Genomic DNA, 14,693 nt, shown 5'->3' on the forward strand with positions numbered 1-14,693 from the left:
TGTTGACCTGACCTGGTAGCTCCAGCGCGAGCACCGAGAAGGGGCCCGTACGACTTCGGTCGTACGGGCCCCTTTGGCGTTGCCGGGGCCGGTTCCTCCGGCGTGCCGTCAGGTTAAGAGTCGGGGAACTCTGCGGGGCGGCTCGGCGAGGAGTGCGGCAACTCCGGGGCGTGGGCGGGGGGAATGTTCTTGTCTGTTCTCTGTCGGGCGATTGGGGCGGTCGTAGCGTGGAGCCTCCGGTGGCCGCCTCGGCCCGGCAACCCCTTGGGACTTCCGAAGACCTCCGAGAACGGACAGGTGTCGATGCAGGGCGCGGACAGCAGGACGTCGATTCCGCGGCGGATCGTCGGCGGCTTGCAGCAACCGCTTCCGCCGCTCGCCGTGCCCGAGCAGCAGCCGCCGAAGGGCGCCCGGACGGTGGATCCCGGGGGCCGCCGTGTCGTCGTCCGCGGACGGGCGGGCCGGCGGCTCTACGCCATCGACGGCATCCGGCTCGCCGCGGCCCTGATGGTGGCCGTGCACCACTACGCCGGCACCCACCGCGTCGACCAGCCGGGCAACGCGATCTGGGGCCGGCCGGTGTCCGAGATCATGCCCACCGTGTTCCGCTTCGCGTCCTACGGTTGGATCGGCGTCGAGATCTTCTTCGTGATCAGCGGGTTCGTGATCTGCATGTCGTGCTGGGGGCGCACCCCGCGGCAGTTCTTCGTGTCCCGGGTGATCCGGCTGTACCCGGCGTACTGGTTCGCGGTGCTGTTCACCACGGGCGTGCTGGTGGCCGTACCGGGGGTCTGGGAGCGGCTGCGGCTGCGGGAGGTGCTGCTCAACCTCACGATGCTCCAGTCCGGTTCGGGCGTGACCAACGTCGACGGCGTGTACTGGACCCTCTGGTCCGAGCTGCGCTTCTACCTTCTGTTCCTGGTCGTGGTCGCGACCGGGCTGACGTACCGCAAGGTGGTCGTCTTCTGCTGTGTCTGGGGCGCGGCGGCGATGCTGGCCCCCGTCTCCGACTTCCGCCTGCTGGAGCTGGCCGCCAACCCCGAGGGGGCCTGGTACTTCATCGCGGGCCTGGCGCTGTACCTGATGCACCGCTTCGGCCAGGACCTGCTCCTGTGGGGCATCCTCGCGATGGCCTGGCTGATGGGACAGCTGGAGCTGGGACAGCGGATCGACGAGGTCGAGCATGTCTCCGGGTGGCGGGGCAGCGTGCTGATCTTCACCGTGTTCCTGCTGGTCATGGTGGCGATCGCGCTGGGCGCGGCCGATCGCGTGCAGGGGAAGTGGCTGGTGACGGCGGGCGCGCTGACGTATCCGCTCTACCTCACGCACTACGTCGCCGGTACGGCTCTGATCAACCGCCTGCGCGACACGATGGACGCGCGGCTGCTGGTCGCGGTGGTGATCGCCGGGTTCCTGGTGCTCAGCTGGGGCGTGCACCGGCTGGTGGAGCGGCCGGTGTCGGGCATGCTGAAGCGGGGGCTGGACACGTCGTTCGCGCGGTTGCGGAACGCGGGGGGCTGAGCCCTCAGGGCCTGGTCATCTGAGTACGCACACTCATGCGGCCGTGTGTTCGAGGCGCTGGGATGGACCCATGTCCGACAACACACTCGACGCTCTCGATGCCCTCGACGACCGTGCGCGTGGGGCATGGGCCGCGCCGCTGATCTCGACCCTGCTCACGCTCCCCGCGTGTCTGGTCGCCTATCTCGTCGGCGGGTTCTCCGCGATGGCGTGCGACTCCTGCGACGGCACCCGGGCCGACCGCTTCGAGTCCAGCTTCGGCATCGCCTTCCCCGTCCTCCTCGGCGGCCTGGGCATCGCCCTCTTCCTTCTGGCCGCGAGCTGGGCCCTGCCATGGGAACGCGGAAGCTCGACCCACCGAATCGGCCTCGCGACGGCGGCACCGTTCATGGTCCCGCTCGCGTACGCCGTCTTCGCGGTGCTGGTCGAGTGGCCGTAGGGCGGCTCAGCGGGGGCTGCGGGGGTGTGGGTGGCCGTCCGGGCGCGGTGGGCTCGGAGGGGGCTGAATGGGCCGGTTCCGGTGGTTCCGCCGGCCTCGTGTGCCCGGATGTCGGCGGGGTCAGGGTTTGACGTACGTCACCCTGCGGGTATTGTCTCCGGCTCGATTGGCCAGGCCCGTGCCCCGTATGGCAGACTAGCGGGGTTGCTCGGTCGAGTGTTGATGCTGCGCGCCTCCCGCCGGGAGGACCGGAAGCGAGTCCCACAGTACTCGTCGCCCTAACTGCCGTAAGGCAGCGCTGGGGCGGACGTACGGGAATCTTCCGGGAAGTGACAGCGCGGCACCGGCCAGGCACCCGGTGGGCCTTTCGTCCCCGGCTTGCGGTTCCGGAAGGGCCGTGCTTCCCGGCAGGGATGTCCGAACAAGGGGCATCTGTGTCAGCGACAGCGCGACACGCCCGACCGCGTGGGTCGGAGGGGCGAGTGCGGGAACACCAGGTTCCAGAGCGTTAAACGAGATAAAGGACTACTGAGTAGCCATGGCGGGACAGAAGATCCGCATCCGGCTCAAGGCCTACGACCACGAGGTCATCGACAGCTCGGCGAAGAAGATCGTCGAGACGGTGACGCGTACTGGTGCGTCGGTCGCGGGCCCGGTGCCGCTGCCCACTGAGAAGAACGTGTACTGCGTCATCAAGTCGCCGCACAAGTACAAGGACTCGCGCGAGCACTTCGAGATGCGCACGCACAAGCGTCTGATCGACATCCTCGACCCGACCCCGAAGACCGTTGACTCTCTGATGCGACTCGACCTCCCGGCCGGTGTCGACATCGAGATCAAGCTCTGAGGGCCGGTGATCTGAACGATGACTAAGCAGATCAAGGGCATCCTGGGCGAGAAGCTCGGCATGACGCAGGTGTGGGACGCGAACAACCGCGTCGTCCCGGTCACCGTCGTCAAGGCCGGACCCAACGTCGTGACCCAGGTCCGTACGAACGACAGTGACGGCTACGAGTCGGTCCAGATCGCCTTCGGCGAGATCGACCCGCGCAAGGTGAACAAGCCCCTCAAGGGCCACTTCTCCAAGGCCGATGTCACCCCCCGTCGCCACCTCGTCGAGATCCGCACCGCGGACGCCTCCGAGTACACGCTCGGCCAGGAGATCACCGCTGAGGTGTTCGAGGCCGGCGTGAAGGTCGACGTGACCGGCAAGAGCAAGGGCAAGGGCTTCGCCGGTGTCATGAAGCGTCACAACTTCAAGGGCCTCGGCGCCGGACACGGCACCCAGCGCAAGCACCGCTCGCCCGGTTCCATCGGTGGCTGCGCCACCCCGGGCCGCGTGTTCAAGGGCCTCCGCATGGCGGGTCGTATGGGCAACGAGCGTGTCACCACCCAGAACCTGACCGTCCACGCCGTTGACGCGGAGAAGGGTCTGCTGCTCATCAAGGGCGCGGTTCCCGGTCCGAACGGCGGCCTCGTCCTGGTCCGCACCGCGGCCAAGGGGGCCTGAGGTAACCGATGAGCACTGTTGACATCCTTTCGCCTGCCGGCGAGAAGACCGGAAGCGTCGAGCTCCCCGCGGAGATCTTCGGCGTGGAGAAGATCAGCATCCCGCTGATCCACCAGGTCGTCGTCGCGCAGAACGCCGCTGCCCGCCAGGGCACGCACAAGACCAAGCGTCGCGGTGAAGTCCGTGGTGGCGGCAAGAAGCCGTACCGCCAGAAGGGCACCGGCCGCGCCCGTCAGGGCTCGACCCGCGCCCCGCAGTTCGCCGGCGGTGGCGTCGTCCACGGCCCGCAGCCGCGTGACTACTCGCAGCGGACCCCGAAGAAGATGAAGGCCGCGGCCCTGCGCCACGCCCTCACCGACCGGGCCCGCCACAACCGCATTCACGTCGTCACCGGCGTGATCGAGGGCGAGAGCCCCTCCACGAAGGCCGCCAGGACGCTGTTCGGCAAGATCTCGGAGCGCAAGAACGTGCTCCTGGTCATCGACCGCGCCGACGAGGCCGCGTGGCTCTCCGCCCGCAACCTGCCCCAGGTCCACATCCTGGAGCCGGGCCAGCTGAACACGTACGACGTGATCGTCTCCGACGACGTGGTCTTCACCCAGGCCGCTTTCGAGTCCTTCGTGTCCGGCCCGCAGGCCACCGACACCGAAGGGAGCGAAGCCTGATGGCCACCCGTCACCCGAGCATCGCCTCGAAGGCCGCCAAGGCGGCCAAGGCCGCGCGCGTCGCCAAGGCGCGCCGCCACGAGGCCGAGGGCAAGAACACCGTCGTCACGCCGGCGAGCAAGTCGTTCACGGACCCCCGTGACATCCTGCTCAAGCCGGTCGTGTCCGAGAAGAGCTACGCGCTTCTCGACGAGGGCAAGTACACGTTCGTCGTGGACCCGACCGCCAACAAGACCCAGATCAAGCAGGCCGTCCAGGCGGTCTTCTCGGTCAAGGTCACCGGCGTCAACACGATCAACCGCCAGGGCAAGCGCAAGCGGACGAAGACGGGCTTCGGCAAGCGTGCCGACAGCAAGCGCGCGATCGTCACCCTTGCCGAGGGCGACCGTATCGACATCTTCGGCGGTCCGACCGCGTAAGCGGGTCGGATCGTCCGATATCGGACGAGGACTGAGAAATGGGAATCCGCAAGTACAAGCCGACTACGCCGGGCCGCCGTGGCTCCAGCGTCGCCGACTTCGTCGAGGTCACGCGGTCCACGCCGGAGAAGTCGCTGGTTCGCCCCCTGCACAGCAAGGGTGGCCGTAACAACTCCGGTCGTGTGACCGTCCGCCACCAGGGTGGTGGCCACAAGCGCGCCTACCGCGTGATCGACTTCCGTCGTCACGACAAGGACGGCGTGCCGGCGAAGGTCGCGCACATCGAGTACGACCCCAACCGCACCGCGCGCATCGCGCTGCTGCACTACGCGGACGGCGAGAAGCGCTACATCCTCGCCCCCCGCAACCTGTCGCAGGGCGACCGCGTCGAGAACGGTCCCGGGGCCGACATCAAGCCGGGCAACAACCTGGCGCTCCGCAACATCCCGGTCGGTACCACGATCCACGCGATCGAGCTCCGTCCCGGTGGCGGCGCCAAGTTCGCCCGCTCCGCCGGTGCCTCGGTGCAGCTGCTCGCGAAGGAGGGCCAGATGGCCCACCTCCGCATGCCGTCCGGTGAGATCCGCCTGGTCGACGTGCGCTGCCGCGCCACCGTCGGCGAGGTCGGCAACGCCGAGCAGAGCAACATCAACTGGGGTAAGGCCGGCCGCAAGCGCTGGCTGGGCGTTCGCCCGACCGTCCGCGGTGTGGCGATGAACCCGGTTGACCACCCGCACGGTGGTGGTGAGGGCAAGACCTCCGGTGGTCGCCACCCGGTCTCCCCGTGGGGTCAGAAGGAGGGTCGTACTCGTTCGCCGAAGAAGGCTTCGAACAAGTACATCGTCCGCCGCCGCAAGACGAACAAGAAGCGCTAGGAGCGGGTTTAGATGCCGCGCAGTCTCAAGAAGGGGCCCTTCGTCGACGACCACCTGATCAAGAAGGTGGACGCCCAGAACGAAGCCGGTTCCAAGAACGTCATCAAGACCTGGTCCCGTCGCTCCATGATCGTGCCGGCCATGCTCGGCCACACGCTCGCGGTGCACAACGGCAAGACCCACATCCCGGTGTTCGTCACCGAGTCGATGGTCGGCCACAAGCTCGGCGAGTTCTCGCCGACGCGCACCTTCCGGGGTCACGTCAAGGACGACCGGAAGTCGAAGCGCCGCTAGTAGCGGATCGCATTCAGACAAAGAAACCTGAAAGGGACAACCATGGAAGCCAGGGCCCAGGCGCGGTACATCCGCGTCACGCCCATGAAGGCCCGCCGCGTGGTGGACCTCATCCGTGGCATGGACGCCACGGAGGCCCAGGCGGTCCTGCGATTCGCTCCGCAGGCCGCCTCGGTGCCCGTCGGCAAGGTGCTGGACAGCGCCATTGCCAACGCCGCACACAACTACGACCACACCGACGCCGACAGCCTCGTCATCTCCGAGGCGTACGTCGACGAGGGTCCGACCCTGAAGCGGTTCCGGCCGCGTGCCCAGGGCCGCGCCTACCGGATCCGCAAGCGGACCAGCCACATCACCGTGGTCGTCAGCAGCAAGGAAGGAACCCGGTAATGGGCCAGAAGGTTAACCCGCATGGGTTCCGGCTCGGTGTCACCACGGACTTCAAGTCCCGGTGGTACGCCGACAAGCTGTACAAGGACTACGTCAAGGAAGACGTCGCCATCCGTCGGATGATGACGTCCGGCATGGAGCGCGCCGGCATCTCGAAGGTGGAGATCGAGCGCACCCGTGACCGTGTGCGTGTGGACATCCACACCGCTCGTCCGGGCATCGTCATCGGCCGCCGTGGCGCCGAGGCCGACCGCATCCGCGGTGACCTCGAGAAGCTCACGGGCAAGCAGGTCCAGCTGAACATCCTCGAGGTCAAGAACCCCGAGACCGACGCTCAGCTGGTTGCCCAGGCCGTCGCCGAGCAGCTCTCCTCCCGCGTCTCCTTCCGTCGCGCCATGCGTAAGAGCATGCAGTCGGCGATGAAGGCCGGCGCCAAGGGCATCAAGATCCAGTGCGGTGGCCGCCTCGGTGGCGCCGAGATGTCCCGCTCGGAGTTCTACCGCGAGGGCCGCGTGCCCCTGCACACGCTCCGCGCGAACGTGGACTACGGCTTCTTCGAGGCCAAGACGACCTTCGGCCGCATCGGTGTGAAGGTCTGGATCTACAAGGGCGATGTGAAGAACATCGCCGAGGTCCGCGCTGAGAACGCTGCCGCCCGTGCGGGTAACCGCCCGGCTCGCGGTGGCGGTGCCGACCGCCCGGCCCGTGGTGGCCGTGGTGGCGAGCGGCGCGGTCGTAAGCCGCAGCAGGCTGCCGGTGCCGAGGCCCCCAAGGCCGAGGCTCCCGCCGCCGCTCCGGCTGAGAGCACCGGAACGGAGGCCTGACCGTCATGCTGATCCCCCGTAGGGTCAAGCACCGCAAGCAGCACCACCCGAAGCGCCGTGGTATGGCCAAGGGCGGTACGACGGTTGCGTTCGGCGAGTACGGCATCCAGGCGCTGACCCCGGCGTACGTGACGAACCGTCAGATCGAGGCCGCTCGTATCGCGATGACCCGCCACATCAAGCGTGGCGGCAAGGTCTGGATCAACATCTACCCGGACCGCCCGCTCACGAAGAAGCCTGCCGAGACCCGCATGGGTTCCGGTAAGGGTTCTCCCGAGTGGTGGATCGCGAACGTGCACCCGGGTCGGGTCATGTTCGAGCTGTCCTACCCCAACGAGAAGATCGCCCGTGAGGCGCTGACTCGTGCGGCCCACAAGCTGCCGATGAAGTGCCGGATCGTCAAGCGCGAGGCAGGTGAAGCGTGATGTCGGCCGGTACCAAGGCGTCCGAGCTGCGCGAACTGGGTGACGAGGAGCTGCTGAACAAGCTCCGCGAAGCCAAGGAAGAGCTGTTCAATCTCCGCTTCCAGGCGGCGACGGGCCAGCTCGAGAACCACGGTCGGCTCAAGGCCGTCCGTAAGGACATCGCGCGGATCTACACCCTGATGCGTGAGCGCGAGCTGGGCATCGAGACGGTGGAGAGCGCCTGATGAGTGAGAGCAACGTGACTGAGCAGACTGCAGAGGCCCGCGGCTTCCGCAAGACCCGTGAGGGTCTCGTCGTCAGCGACAAGATGGACAAGACCGTCGTCGTCGCCGTCGAGGACCGCGTCAAGCACGCGCTGTACGGCAAGGTCATCCGCCGTACCAACAAGCTCAAGGCGCACGACGAGCAGAACGCTGCCGGCGTCGGCGACCGGGTCCTCCTCGCGGAGACCCGCCCGCTGTCGGCGACCAAGCGCTGGCGCATCGTCGAGATCCTCGAGAAGGCCAAGTAATCCCTGCGGGGCTTGACCCGCAGGACTGAACCGCCGTTTCGGCGGGTGAGCGCTAAACGTTTTGCGCTCACCCGCCGGTGAACCGGCCGAGCAGCGTGAGTCATTGACGCTGCGCTGCTCGCCGGGTGGCACATGTAATTCCTGCGGGGCCCATCCGCAGGACAGTTCCGCCAGGCTCGGCGGGAGCGTTAAACGTTTAGTGCTCCCGCCGGGAACCGGCAGACATCCAGGAGATAGACGTGATCCAGCAGGAGTCGCGACTGCGTGTCGCCGACAACACTGGTGCGAAGGAGATCCTTTGCATCCGTGTGCTCGGTGGCTCCGGTCGCCGCTACGCGGGCATCGGTGACGTCATCGTCGCCACCGTCAAGGACGCGATCCCCGGTGGCAACGTGAAGAAGGGTGACGTCGTCAAGGCGGTCATCGTTCGCACCGTCAAGGAGCGCCGTCGTCCGGACGGCTCGTACATCCGCTTCGACGAGAACGCCGCCGTCATTCTGAAGAACGACGGCGACCCTCGCGGCACCCGTATCTTCGGCCCGGTGGGTCGTGAGCTGCGCGAGAAGAAGTTCATGAAGATCATCTCGCTCGCGCCGGAGGTGCTGTAAGCATGAAGATCAAGAAGGGCGACCTGGTCCAGGTCATCACCGGTAAGGACAAGGGCAAGCAGGGCAAGGTCATCGCGGCCTTCCCCCGCGAGGACCGTGTCCTGGTCGAGGGTGTCAACCGGGTCAAGAAGCACACCAAGGCCGGCCCGACCGCTCGCGGTTCGCAGGCCGGCGGCATCGTCACGACCGAGGCCCCCATCCACGTCTCCAACGTCCAGCTGGTCGTGGAGAAGGACGGCAACAAGGTCGTCACGCGTGTCGGTTACCGCTTCGACGACGAGGGCAACAAGATCCGCGTTGCCAAGCGGACGGGTGAGGACATCTGATGGCTACCACCACCACTCCGCGTCTGAAGACGAAGTACCGCGAGGAGATCGCGGGCAAGCTGCGTGACGAGTTCAAGTACGAGAACGTCATGCAGATCCCCGGCCTCGTCAAGATCGTGGTCAACATGGGTGTGGGCGACGCCGCCCGCGACTCCAAGCTGATCGAGGGTGCCATCAAGGACCTCACCACGATCACCGGTCAGAAGCCGGCCGTCACCAAGGCCCGTAAGTCCATCGCGCAGTTCAAGCTGCGTGAGGGCCAGCCGATCGGTGCCCACGTCACGCTTCGTGGCGACCGCATGTGGGAGTTCCTGGACCGCACCCTGTCGCTCGCGCTGCCGCGCATCCGCGACTTCCGTGGTCTGTCTCCCAAGCAGTTCGACGGCCGTGGCAACTACACCTTCGGTCTCACCGAGCAGGTCATGTTCCACGAGATCGACCAGGACAAGATCGACCGCACCCGGGGTATGGACATCACCGTGGTGACCACGGCGACCAACGACGCTGAGGGCCGCGCGCTCCTTCGTCACCTCGGCTTCCCCTTCAAGGAGGCGTAAGCGAGATGGCGAAGAAGGCTCTGATTGCCAAGGCTGCTCGTAAGCCCAAGTTCGGTGTGCGTGCGTACACCCGCTGCCAGCGCTGCGGCCGTCCGCACTCCGTGTACCGCAAGTTCGGCCTGTGCCGCGTGTGCCTTCGTGAGATGGCTCACCGTGGCGAGCTGCCGGGCGTGACCAAGAGCTCCTGGTAGTCCCGTCTTTTAGGGATTCCCGAAGCTCTCGGTAAGTAAAGGGCTGTGTCAGGTGCCCACCCCTTCATGGCTTAGGCTAGGAGGGTTGGGCGCCTGGACGCCCATACGACTTACTACGCCGTAGGTCCACCGCACCGCACCCGCCTCGTCTCGGATCGAGGAGAGGGATGGGCACCTGGAAACCCCGGCGAGAGAGGCCGAAGGCCAATTCATGACCATGACTGATCCGATCGCAGACATGCTGACGCGTCTGCGGAATGCGAACTCGGCGTACCACGACTCCGTGACGATGCCGGCATCGAAGATCAAGTCTCACATCGCGGAGATCCTCCAGCAGGAGGGCTTCATCACGGGCTGGAAGGTCGAGGACGCCGAAGTCGGCAAGAACCTCGTCCTGGAGCTGAAGTTCGGCCCCAACCGTGAGCGCTCCATCGCGGGCATCAAGCGGATCTCCAAGCCCGGTCTCCGGGTTTACGCGAAGTCCACCTCCCTGCCCAAGGTGCTGGGTGGCCTCGGCGTGGCGATCATCTCCACGTCGCACGGTCTCCTCACCGACAAGCAGGCCGGCAAGAAGGGCGTAGGCGGAGAAGTTCTCGCCTACGTCTGGTAGCGGAAGGGAACGGAGGAAACAGCTATGTCGCGCATTGGCAAGCTCCCCATCACGGTTCCCGCCGGCGTGGACGTCACCATCGACGGCCGTACGGTCGCGGTCAAGGGCCCCAAGGGCTCTCTGACCCACACCGTTGCCGCGCCGATCGACATCGCCAAGGGTGAGGACGGCGTTCTCAGCGTCACCCGCCCCAACGACGAGCGTCAGAGCAAGGCCCTGCACGGCCTGTCCCGCACGCTGGTGGCGAACATGATCACCGGCGTGACCCAGGGTTACGTGAAGAAGCTCGAAATCAGCGGTGTCGGTTACCGAGTGACCGCCAAGGGTTCGAACCTGGAGTTCGCTCTCGGTTACAGCCACCCGATCCTGGTCGAGGCCCCCGAGGGCATCACCTTCAAGGTGGAGTCCCCGACCCGTTTCCAGGTCGAGGGCATCGACAAGCAGAAGGTCGGCGAGGTTGCGGCCAACATCCGCAAGCTGCGCAAGCCCGACCCGTACAAGGCCAAGGGTGTCAAGTACGAGGGCGAAGTCATCCGCCGCAAGGTCGGAAAGGCGGGTAAGTAAGCCATGGCATACGGACAGAAGATCCTCAAGGGCGACGCCTACAAGCGCGCCGCGATCAAGCGCCGCCACATCCGGATCCGCAAGTCGATCAACGGTACGGCGGAGCGTCCTCGTCTGGTCGTGACCCGCTCGAACCGCCACATCGTGGCCCAGGTGATCGACGACATCAAGGGTCACACCCTGGCGTCGGCGTCCACCCTGGACACCTCGATCCGCGGTGGCGAGGGCGACAAGTCCGCGCAGGCCAAGCAGGTCGGCGCCCTGGTCGCCGAGCGCGCCAAGGCCGCCGGTGTCGAGGCTGTCGTATTCGACCGTGGTGGCAACCAGTACGCGGGGCGCATCGCCGCCCTGGCGGACGCCGCCCGCGAAGCCGGGCTCAAGTTCTGAGCCGCTTGTAGCTAGCGGAAAGAGAGAGGTAATCCAATGGCTGGACCCCAGCGCCGCGGAAGCGGTGCCGGTGGCGGCGAGCGGCGGGACCGGAAGGGCCGTGACGGCGGCGCTGCTGCCGCCGAGAAGACCGCGTACGTTGAGCGCGTTGTCGCGATCAACCGCGTCGCCAAGGTTGTGAAGGGTGGTCGTCGCTTCAGCTTCACTGCGCTCGTCGTAGTGGGCGATGGCGATGGCACCGTCGGTGTCGGTTACGGCAAGGCCAAGGAGGTGCCGGCCGCGATCGCCAAGGGTGTTGAAGAGGCCAAGAAGCACTTCTTCAAGGTCCCCCGTATCCAGGGCACCATCCCGCACCCGATCACGGGTGAGAAGGCTGCCGGCGTCGTTCTGCTCAAGCCCGCGTCCCCCGGTACCGGCGTTATCGCCGGTGGCCCGGTGCGTGCGGTGCTCGAGTGCGCAGGTATCCACGACGTCCTGTCGAAGTCGCTCGGCTCGTCGAACGCGATCAACATCGTGCACGCGACCGTGGCGGCCCTGCAGGGCCTGCAGCGTCCCGAGGAGATCGCGGCCCGCCGTGGTCTGCCCCTCGAGGACGTCGCTCCCGCGGCTCTGCTGCGTGCGCGTGCCGGGGCTGGTGCTGCGTAATGGCACAGCTCAAGATCACGCAGACGAAGTCGTACATCGGCAGCAAGCAGAACCACCGTGACACCCTGCGTTCCCTTGGTCTCAAGGGGATCAACACGCAGGTCGTCAAGGAGGATCGTCCCGAGTTCCGCGGAATGGTGCACACCGTCCGCCACCTCGTGACGGTCGAGGAGGTCGACTGATCATGGCGGAGAACAACCCGCTCAAGATCCACAACCTCCGTCCCGCCCCGGGCGCCAAGACCGCCAAGACCCGTGTGGGTCGTGGTGAGGCGTCGAAGGGTAAGACGGCCGGTCGTGGCACCAAGGGTACGAAGGCCCGTTACCAGGTTCCGGAGCGCTTCGAGGGTGGGCAGATGCCCCTCCACATGCGTCTTCCGAAGCTGAAGGGCTTCAAGAACCCGTTCAAGACCGAGTACCAGGTCGTGAACCTCGACAAGCTGGGCGCGCTGTACCCCGAGGGTGGCGAGGTCACCGTCGAGGGCCTCGTGGCCAAGGGTGCGGTTCGCAAGAACAGCCTCGTCAAGGTCCTCGGCCAGGGCGAGATCTCCGTGGCGCTGCAGGTGACGGTCGACGCCGTCTCCGGTTCCGCCAAGGAGAAGATCACCGCCGCCGGCGGTACCGTCACCGAGCTCCTCTGAACACAGCGGGCGTCTCGATGACTTGAGCGATCCCGACCGGGGATACCCCACAAAAGGGGTATCCCCGGTTGGTCGTTCCTAGGGGGCAGTCTCGCCGGTAAGGTTGCCTGCACTGCCCACTTTCACAAGGTGCTTCCCATGGGGCACCTTGGGCGGCAGTCGACCGTTAGACATGTCGTTGTTCTTATTGGACCTTCAAGACCGTCACCCTTGACGCAGTAGCGCGGGGGTCGCAGGAGGCACCGTGCTCACCGCGTTCGCCCGGGCGTTCAAGACGCCCGACCTGCGCAAGAAGCTGCTCTTCACGCTCGGCATCGTCGTGGTGTACCGGATCGGTACCCACGTCCCGATTCCGGGCGTCGACTACACAGCCGTCCAGCAGTGCGTGAAAGAGGCGTCTGCCAACCAGGGCCTGTTCGGTCTCGTCAACATGTTCAGCGGTGGCGCGCTGTTGCAGATCACCATTTTTGCGCTGGGCATCATGCCGTACATCACGGCGAGCATCATCCTCCAGCTGCTCACGGTGGTGATCCCGCGCCTGGAAGCCCTGAAGAAGGAGGGCCAGGCCGGTACGGCGAAGATCACGCAGTACACCCGTTACCTCACCGTGGCGCTGGCCATCCTCCAGGGCACCGGCCTGGTGGCCACGGCCCGCAGTGGCGCCCTCTTCCAGGGCTGCCAGGTGGCCGGCCAGATCGTCCCCGACCGCTCCATCTTCAGCACGATCGTCATGGTCATCACCATGACCGCGGGTACGGCCGTCGTGATGTGGCTCGGTGAGCTCATCACCGACCGCGGCATCGGCAACGGCATGTCGATCCTGATGTTCATCTCGATCGCCGCGACCTTCCCGTCCGCGCTGTGGGCCATCAAGAAGCAGGGCACCCTGGCCGGCGGCTGGATCGAGTTCGGCACCGTCATCGCGGTCGGGCTCGTCATGGTCGGCCTGGTGGTCTTCGTCGAGCAGGCTCAGCGCCGCATTCCGGTCCAGTACGCGAAGCGGATGATCGGCCGCCGTTCCTACGGCGGTACGTCGACCTACATTCCGCTGAAGGTCAACCAGGCCGGTGTGATTCCCGTCATCTTCGCGTCGTCGCTGCTCTACATCCCGGCGCTGATCGCCCAGTTCTCCAGTGGTACCTCGGGGTGGAAGACCTGGATCGAGGCCAACCTCGTCAAGGGTGACCACCCGATTTACATCAGCATGTACTTCTTGCTCATCGTTTTCTTCGCGTTCTTCTACGTGGCGATCTCCTTCAACCCCGAAGAAGTCGCCGACAACATGAAGAAGTATGGTGGCTTCATCCCGGGCATCCGGGCTGGCCGACCGACCGCTGAGTACCTGAGTTACGTGCTCAACCGGATCACCTGGCCGGGTTCGCTGTACCTGGGGTTGATCGCTCTCGTGCCGACGATGGCGTTGGTTGGGTTTGGGGCAAACCAGAACTTCCCGTTCGGCGGGACCAGCATCCTGATCATCGTGGGTGTCGGTCTCGAGACGGTGAAGCAGATCGAGAGCCAGCTTCAGCAGCGCAATTACGAAGGGTTCCTCCGCTGATGCGAATCGTCCTCGTCGGGCCGCCGGGTGCGGGCAAGGGAACGCAGGCCGCGTTCCTGGCCCAGAACCTCTCCATCCCGCACATCTCCACGGGCGACCTGTTCCGAGCCAACATCAGCCAGCAGACGGAACTCGGCAAACTCGCGAAGTCCTACATGGACGCGGGCAACCTGGTACCGGACGAGGTCACCATCGGTATGGCCAAGGACCGCATGGAGCAGTCCGACGCCGAGGGCGGGTTCCTGCTGGACGGCTTCCCGCGGAACGTGTCGCAGGCCGAGGCGCTGGACGAGATGCTGCACAGCGAGGGCATGAAGCTGGACGCGGTGCTGGACCTGGAGGTCCCCGAGGAGGAGGTCGTCAAGCGCATCGCCGGCCGCCGAATCTGCCGTAACGACTCGGCGCACGTCTTCCACGTGTCGTACAAGGCACCGAAGAAGGAAGGCGTCTGTGACGTCTGCGGCGGCGAGCTGTACCAGCGTGACGACGACTCCGAGGAGACCGTCCGCAAGCGCCTGGAGGTCTACCACACCCAGACCGAGCCGATCATCGACTACTACAAGGCCCAGGGCCTCGTGGTGACGATCTCGGCCCTCGGCAAGGTGGAGGACGTCACCGGGCGCGCGATGGAGGCGCTCAACCGCGAGGACGACGCCGCTTAGGCGGCCGGCTCCTTTTCAGTACGTCTCGGCAGCCGCGGTTCCCTTTCGAGGGGGCCGCGGCTGCTGTGTGGG

Annotated in this window: 25 protein-coding genes; all 25 read left to right on the forward strand. The window is 66.2% G+C overall.

The features are described 5' to 3' along the window. Positions 1-303 precede the first annotated feature (303 nt). The 25 genes from SLINC_RS26880 (at position 304) to SLINC_RS27000 (ending at position 14,621) form a co-directional block, all read left to right on the forward strand. Positions 304-1,521 (forward strand): acyltransferase family protein, encoded by a 1,218-nt coding sequence (locus SLINC_RS26880; protein ID WP_079165166.1) that lies wholly within the window; start codon positions 304-306, stop codon positions 1,519-1,521. 70 nt (positions 1,522-1,591) lie between these two features. Then, entirely contained in the window at positions 1,592-1,960 is a 369-nt protein-coding gene (locus tag SLINC_RS26885; protein ID WP_067437928.1) for a hypothetical protein, read from the forward strand. Positions 1,961-2,498: 538 nt separating this feature from the next. After that, positions 2,499-2,807 (forward strand): 30S ribosomal protein S10, encoded by a 309-nt coding sequence (rpsJ, locus tag SLINC_RS26890; protein WP_003948644.1) that lies wholly within the window; start codon positions 2,499-2,501, stop codon positions 2,805-2,807. 18 nt (positions 2,808-2,825) lie between these two features. Then, on the forward strand, positions 2,826-3,470 hold the full coding sequence (gene rplC, locus SLINC_RS26895) for a 50S ribosomal protein L3 (RefSeq protein ID WP_067437930.1): 645 nt from the start codon (positions 2,826-2,828) through the stop codon (positions 3,468-3,470). Between the two features lie 8 nt (positions 3,471-3,478). Next, entirely contained in the window at positions 3,479-4,135 is a 657-nt protein-coding gene (gene rplD / locus SLINC_RS26900) for a 50S ribosomal protein L4 (protein ID WP_067437932.1), read from the forward strand. Next, complete coding sequence (gene rplW, locus SLINC_RS26905; RefSeq protein ID WP_067437934.1) at positions 4,135-4,554, forward strand: 50S ribosomal protein L23; 420 nt, start codon at positions 4,135-4,137, stop codon at positions 4,552-4,554. Before rplD ends, rplW begins: the two co-directional genes overlap by 1 nt. A gap of 38 nt (positions 4,555-4,592) precedes the next feature. Beyond that, positions 4,593-5,429: a 50S ribosomal protein L2 gene (rplB, locus tag SLINC_RS26910; protein WP_055614926.1), complete on the forward strand. Its 837-nt coding sequence runs from the start codon at positions 4,593-4,595 to the stop codon at positions 5,427-5,429. Between the two features lie 12 nt (positions 5,430-5,441). Beyond that, positions 5,442-5,723: a 30S ribosomal protein S19 gene (gene rpsS, locus SLINC_RS26915; protein WP_057607913.1), complete on the forward strand. Its 282-nt coding sequence runs from the start codon at positions 5,442-5,444 to the stop codon at positions 5,721-5,723. A gap of 42 nt (positions 5,724-5,765) precedes the next feature. Then, positions 5,766-6,113: a 50S ribosomal protein L22 gene (gene rplV / locus SLINC_RS26920; protein ID WP_030619142.1), complete on the forward strand. Its 348-nt coding sequence runs from the start codon at positions 5,766-5,768 to the stop codon at positions 6,111-6,113. Further along, positions 6,113-6,937, forward strand: coding sequence for a 30S ribosomal protein S3 (rpsC, locus tag SLINC_RS26925; protein WP_062023386.1), 825 nt, complete (start codon positions 6,113-6,115; stop codon positions 6,935-6,937). The genes rplV and rpsC overlap by 1 nt, the downstream gene beginning before the upstream one ends. Positions 6,938-6,942: 5 nt before the next feature. Then, entirely contained in the window at positions 6,943-7,362 is a 420-nt protein-coding gene (rplP, locus tag SLINC_RS26930; protein WP_007443989.1) for a 50S ribosomal protein L16, read from the forward strand. After that, on the forward strand, positions 7,362-7,586 hold the full coding sequence (rpmC, locus tag SLINC_RS26935; RefSeq protein WP_005481220.1) for a 50S ribosomal protein L29: 225 nt from the start codon (positions 7,362-7,364) through the stop codon (positions 7,584-7,586). The genes rplP and rpmC overlap by 1 nt, the downstream gene beginning before the upstream one ends. Next, positions 7,586-7,873, forward strand: coding sequence for a 30S ribosomal protein S17 (gene rpsQ / locus SLINC_RS26940; RefSeq protein WP_046263523.1), 288 nt, complete (start codon positions 7,586-7,588; stop codon positions 7,871-7,873). The genes rpmC and rpsQ overlap by 1 nt, the downstream gene beginning before the upstream one ends. Positions 7,874-8,112: 239 nt before the next feature. Continuing rightward, positions 8,113-8,481: a 50S ribosomal protein L14 gene (gene rplN / locus SLINC_RS26945; RefSeq protein WP_003998823.1), complete on the forward strand. Its 369-nt coding sequence runs from the start codon at positions 8,113-8,115 to the stop codon at positions 8,479-8,481. A gap of 2 nt (positions 8,482-8,483) precedes the next feature. Further along, the gene (gene rplX / locus SLINC_RS26950) at positions 8,484-8,807 is read left to right on the forward strand and encodes a 50S ribosomal protein L24 (protein WP_003992365.1); all 324 of its coding nucleotides are present in this window, start codon (positions 8,484-8,486) and stop codon (positions 8,805-8,807) included. Continuing rightward, the gene (rplE, locus tag SLINC_RS26955) at positions 8,807-9,364 is read left to right on the forward strand and encodes a 50S ribosomal protein L5 (protein WP_030039761.1); all 558 of its coding nucleotides are present in this window, start codon (positions 8,807-8,809) and stop codon (positions 9,362-9,364) included. Before rplX ends, rplE begins: the two co-directional genes overlap by 1 nt. A gap of 5 nt (positions 9,365-9,369) precedes the next feature. Next, complete coding sequence (locus SLINC_RS26960; protein ID WP_003956452.1) at positions 9,370-9,555, forward strand: type Z 30S ribosomal protein S14; 186 nt, start codon at positions 9,370-9,372, stop codon at positions 9,553-9,555. A gap of 211 nt (positions 9,556-9,766) precedes the next feature. Beyond that, positions 9,767-10,165: a 30S ribosomal protein S8 gene (gene rpsH, locus SLINC_RS26965; protein ID WP_013001411.1), complete on the forward strand. Its 399-nt coding sequence runs from the start codon at positions 9,767-9,769 to the stop codon at positions 10,163-10,165. A 24-nt stretch (positions 10,166-10,189) separates the two neighbouring features. Next, entirely contained in the window at positions 10,190-10,729 is a 540-nt protein-coding gene (gene rplF / locus SLINC_RS26970) for a 50S ribosomal protein L6 (RefSeq protein ID WP_067437936.1), read from the forward strand. A 3-nt stretch (positions 10,730-10,732) separates the two neighbouring features. Then, complete coding sequence (rplR, locus tag SLINC_RS26975) at positions 10,733-11,116, forward strand: 50S ribosomal protein L18 (RefSeq protein ID WP_037680387.1); 384 nt, start codon at positions 10,733-10,735, stop codon at positions 11,114-11,116. Between the two features lie 36 nt (positions 11,117-11,152). Then, complete coding sequence (gene rpsE, locus SLINC_RS26980; protein WP_067437938.1) at positions 11,153-11,761, forward strand: 30S ribosomal protein S5; 609 nt, start codon at positions 11,153-11,155, stop codon at positions 11,759-11,761. Continuing rightward, complete coding sequence (gene rpmD / locus SLINC_RS26985) at positions 11,761-11,943, forward strand: 50S ribosomal protein L30 (RefSeq protein WP_005481207.1); 183 nt, start codon at positions 11,761-11,763, stop codon at positions 11,941-11,943. Before rpsE ends, rpmD begins: the two co-directional genes overlap by 1 nt. Positions 11,944-11,945: 2 nt before the next feature. Then, positions 11,946-12,401 (forward strand): 50S ribosomal protein L15, encoded by a 456-nt coding sequence (gene rplO / locus SLINC_RS26990; RefSeq protein ID WP_067437940.1) that lies wholly within the window; start codon positions 11,946-11,948, stop codon positions 12,399-12,401. Positions 12,402-12,645: 244 nt separating this feature from the next. Further along, positions 12,646-13,959 carry a preprotein translocase subunit SecY gene (gene secY / locus SLINC_RS26995; RefSeq protein ID WP_067437942.1) on the forward strand — a complete coding sequence of 438 codons (1,314 nt, stop codon included), beginning with the start codon at positions 12,646-12,648 and terminating at the stop codon, positions 13,957-13,959. Further along, a complete protein-coding gene (locus SLINC_RS27000) occupies positions 13,959-14,621 on the forward strand; it encodes an adenylate kinase (protein WP_067437945.1) in 663 nt (220 codons plus the stop codon). Before secY ends, SLINC_RS27000 begins: the two co-directional genes overlap by 1 nt. The last annotated feature ends 72 nt before the right edge of the window (positions 14,622-14,693 follow it).

It is taken from the genome of Streptomyces lincolnensis, assembly GCF_001685355.1.
Classification (GTDB): Bacteria; Actinomycetota; Actinomycetes; order Streptomycetales; family Streptomycetaceae; genus Streptomyces; species Streptomyces lincolnensis.

Bases quoted from the DNA above. Each gene is read 5' to 3' on its own strand.
- rpsS (WP_057607913.1), top strand. From the start codon at position 5,442: ATGCCGCGCAGTCTCAAGAAGGGGCCCTTCGTCGACGACCACCTGATC.
- rpsH (WP_013001411.1), top strand. From the start codon at position 9,767: ATGACCATGACTGATCCGATCGCAGACATGCTGACGCGTCTGCGGAAT.
- SLINC_RS26885 (WP_067437928.1), top strand. From the start codon at position 1,592: ATGTCCGACAACACACTCGACGCTCTCGATGCCCTCGACGACCGTGCG.
- rplV (WP_030619142.1), top strand. From the start codon at position 5,766: ATGGAAGCCAGGGCCCAGGCGCGGTACATCCGCGTCACGCCCATGAAG.
- rplF (WP_067437936.1), top strand. From the start codon at position 10,190: ATGTCGCGCATTGGCAAGCTCCCCATCACGGTTCCCGCCGGCGTGGAC.
- rplW (WP_067437934.1), top strand. From the start codon at position 4,135: ATGGCCACCCGTCACCCGAGCATCGCCTCGAAGGCCGCCAAGGCGGCC.
- rpsJ (WP_003948644.1), top strand. From the start codon at position 2,499: ATGGCGGGACAGAAGATCCGCATCCGGCTCAAGGCCTACGACCACGAG.
- rpsE (WP_067437938.1), top strand. From the start codon at position 11,153: ATGGCTGGACCCCAGCGCCGCGGAAGCGGTGCCGGTGGCGGCGAGCGG.
- rplP (WP_007443989.1), top strand. From the start codon at position 6,943: ATGCTGATCCCCCGTAGGGTCAAGCACCGCAAGCAGCACCACCCGAAG.
- rplX (WP_003992365.1), top strand. From the start codon at position 8,484: ATGAAGATCAAGAAGGGCGACCTGGTCCAGGTCATCACCGGTAAGGAC.
- rpsQ (WP_046263523.1), top strand. From the start codon at position 7,586: ATGAGTGAGAGCAACGTGACTGAGCAGACTGCAGAGGCCCGCGGCTTC.
- SLINC_RS27000 (WP_067437945.1), top strand. From the start codon at position 13,959: ATGCGAATCGTCCTCGTCGGGCCGCCGGGTGCGGGCAAGGGAACGCAG.
- rplE (WP_030039761.1), top strand. From the start codon at position 8,807: ATGGCTACCACCACCACTCCGCGTCTGAAGACGAAGTACCGCGAGGAG.
- SLINC_RS26880 (WP_079165166.1), top strand. From the start codon at position 304: ATGCAGGGCGCGGACAGCAGGACGTCGATTCCGCGGCGGATCGTCGGC.
- rplD (WP_067437932.1), top strand. From the start codon at position 3,479: ATGAGCACTGTTGACATCCTTTCGCCTGCCGGCGAGAAGACCGGAAGC.
- rplB (WP_055614926.1), top strand. From the start codon at position 4,593: ATGGGAATCCGCAAGTACAAGCCGACTACGCCGGGCCGCCGTGGCTCC.
- rpsC (WP_062023386.1), top strand. From the start codon at position 6,113: ATGGGCCAGAAGGTTAACCCGCATGGGTTCCGGCTCGGTGTCACCACG.
- rpmD (WP_005481207.1), top strand. From the start codon at position 11,761: ATGGCACAGCTCAAGATCACGCAGACGAAGTCGTACATCGGCAGCAAG.
- rplR (WP_037680387.1), top strand. From the start codon at position 10,733: ATGGCATACGGACAGAAGATCCTCAAGGGCGACGCCTACAAGCGCGCC.
- rplC (WP_067437930.1), top strand. From the start codon at position 2,826: ATGACTAAGCAGATCAAGGGCATCCTGGGCGAGAAGCTCGGCATGACG.
- SLINC_RS26960 (WP_003956452.1), top strand. From the start codon at position 9,370: ATGGCGAAGAAGGCTCTGATTGCCAAGGCTGCTCGTAAGCCCAAGTTC.
- rplO (WP_067437940.1), top strand. From the start codon at position 11,946: ATGGCGGAGAACAACCCGCTCAAGATCCACAACCTCCGTCCCGCCCCG.
- rpmC (WP_005481220.1), top strand. From the start codon at position 7,362: ATGTCGGCCGGTACCAAGGCGTCCGAGCTGCGCGAACTGGGTGACGAG.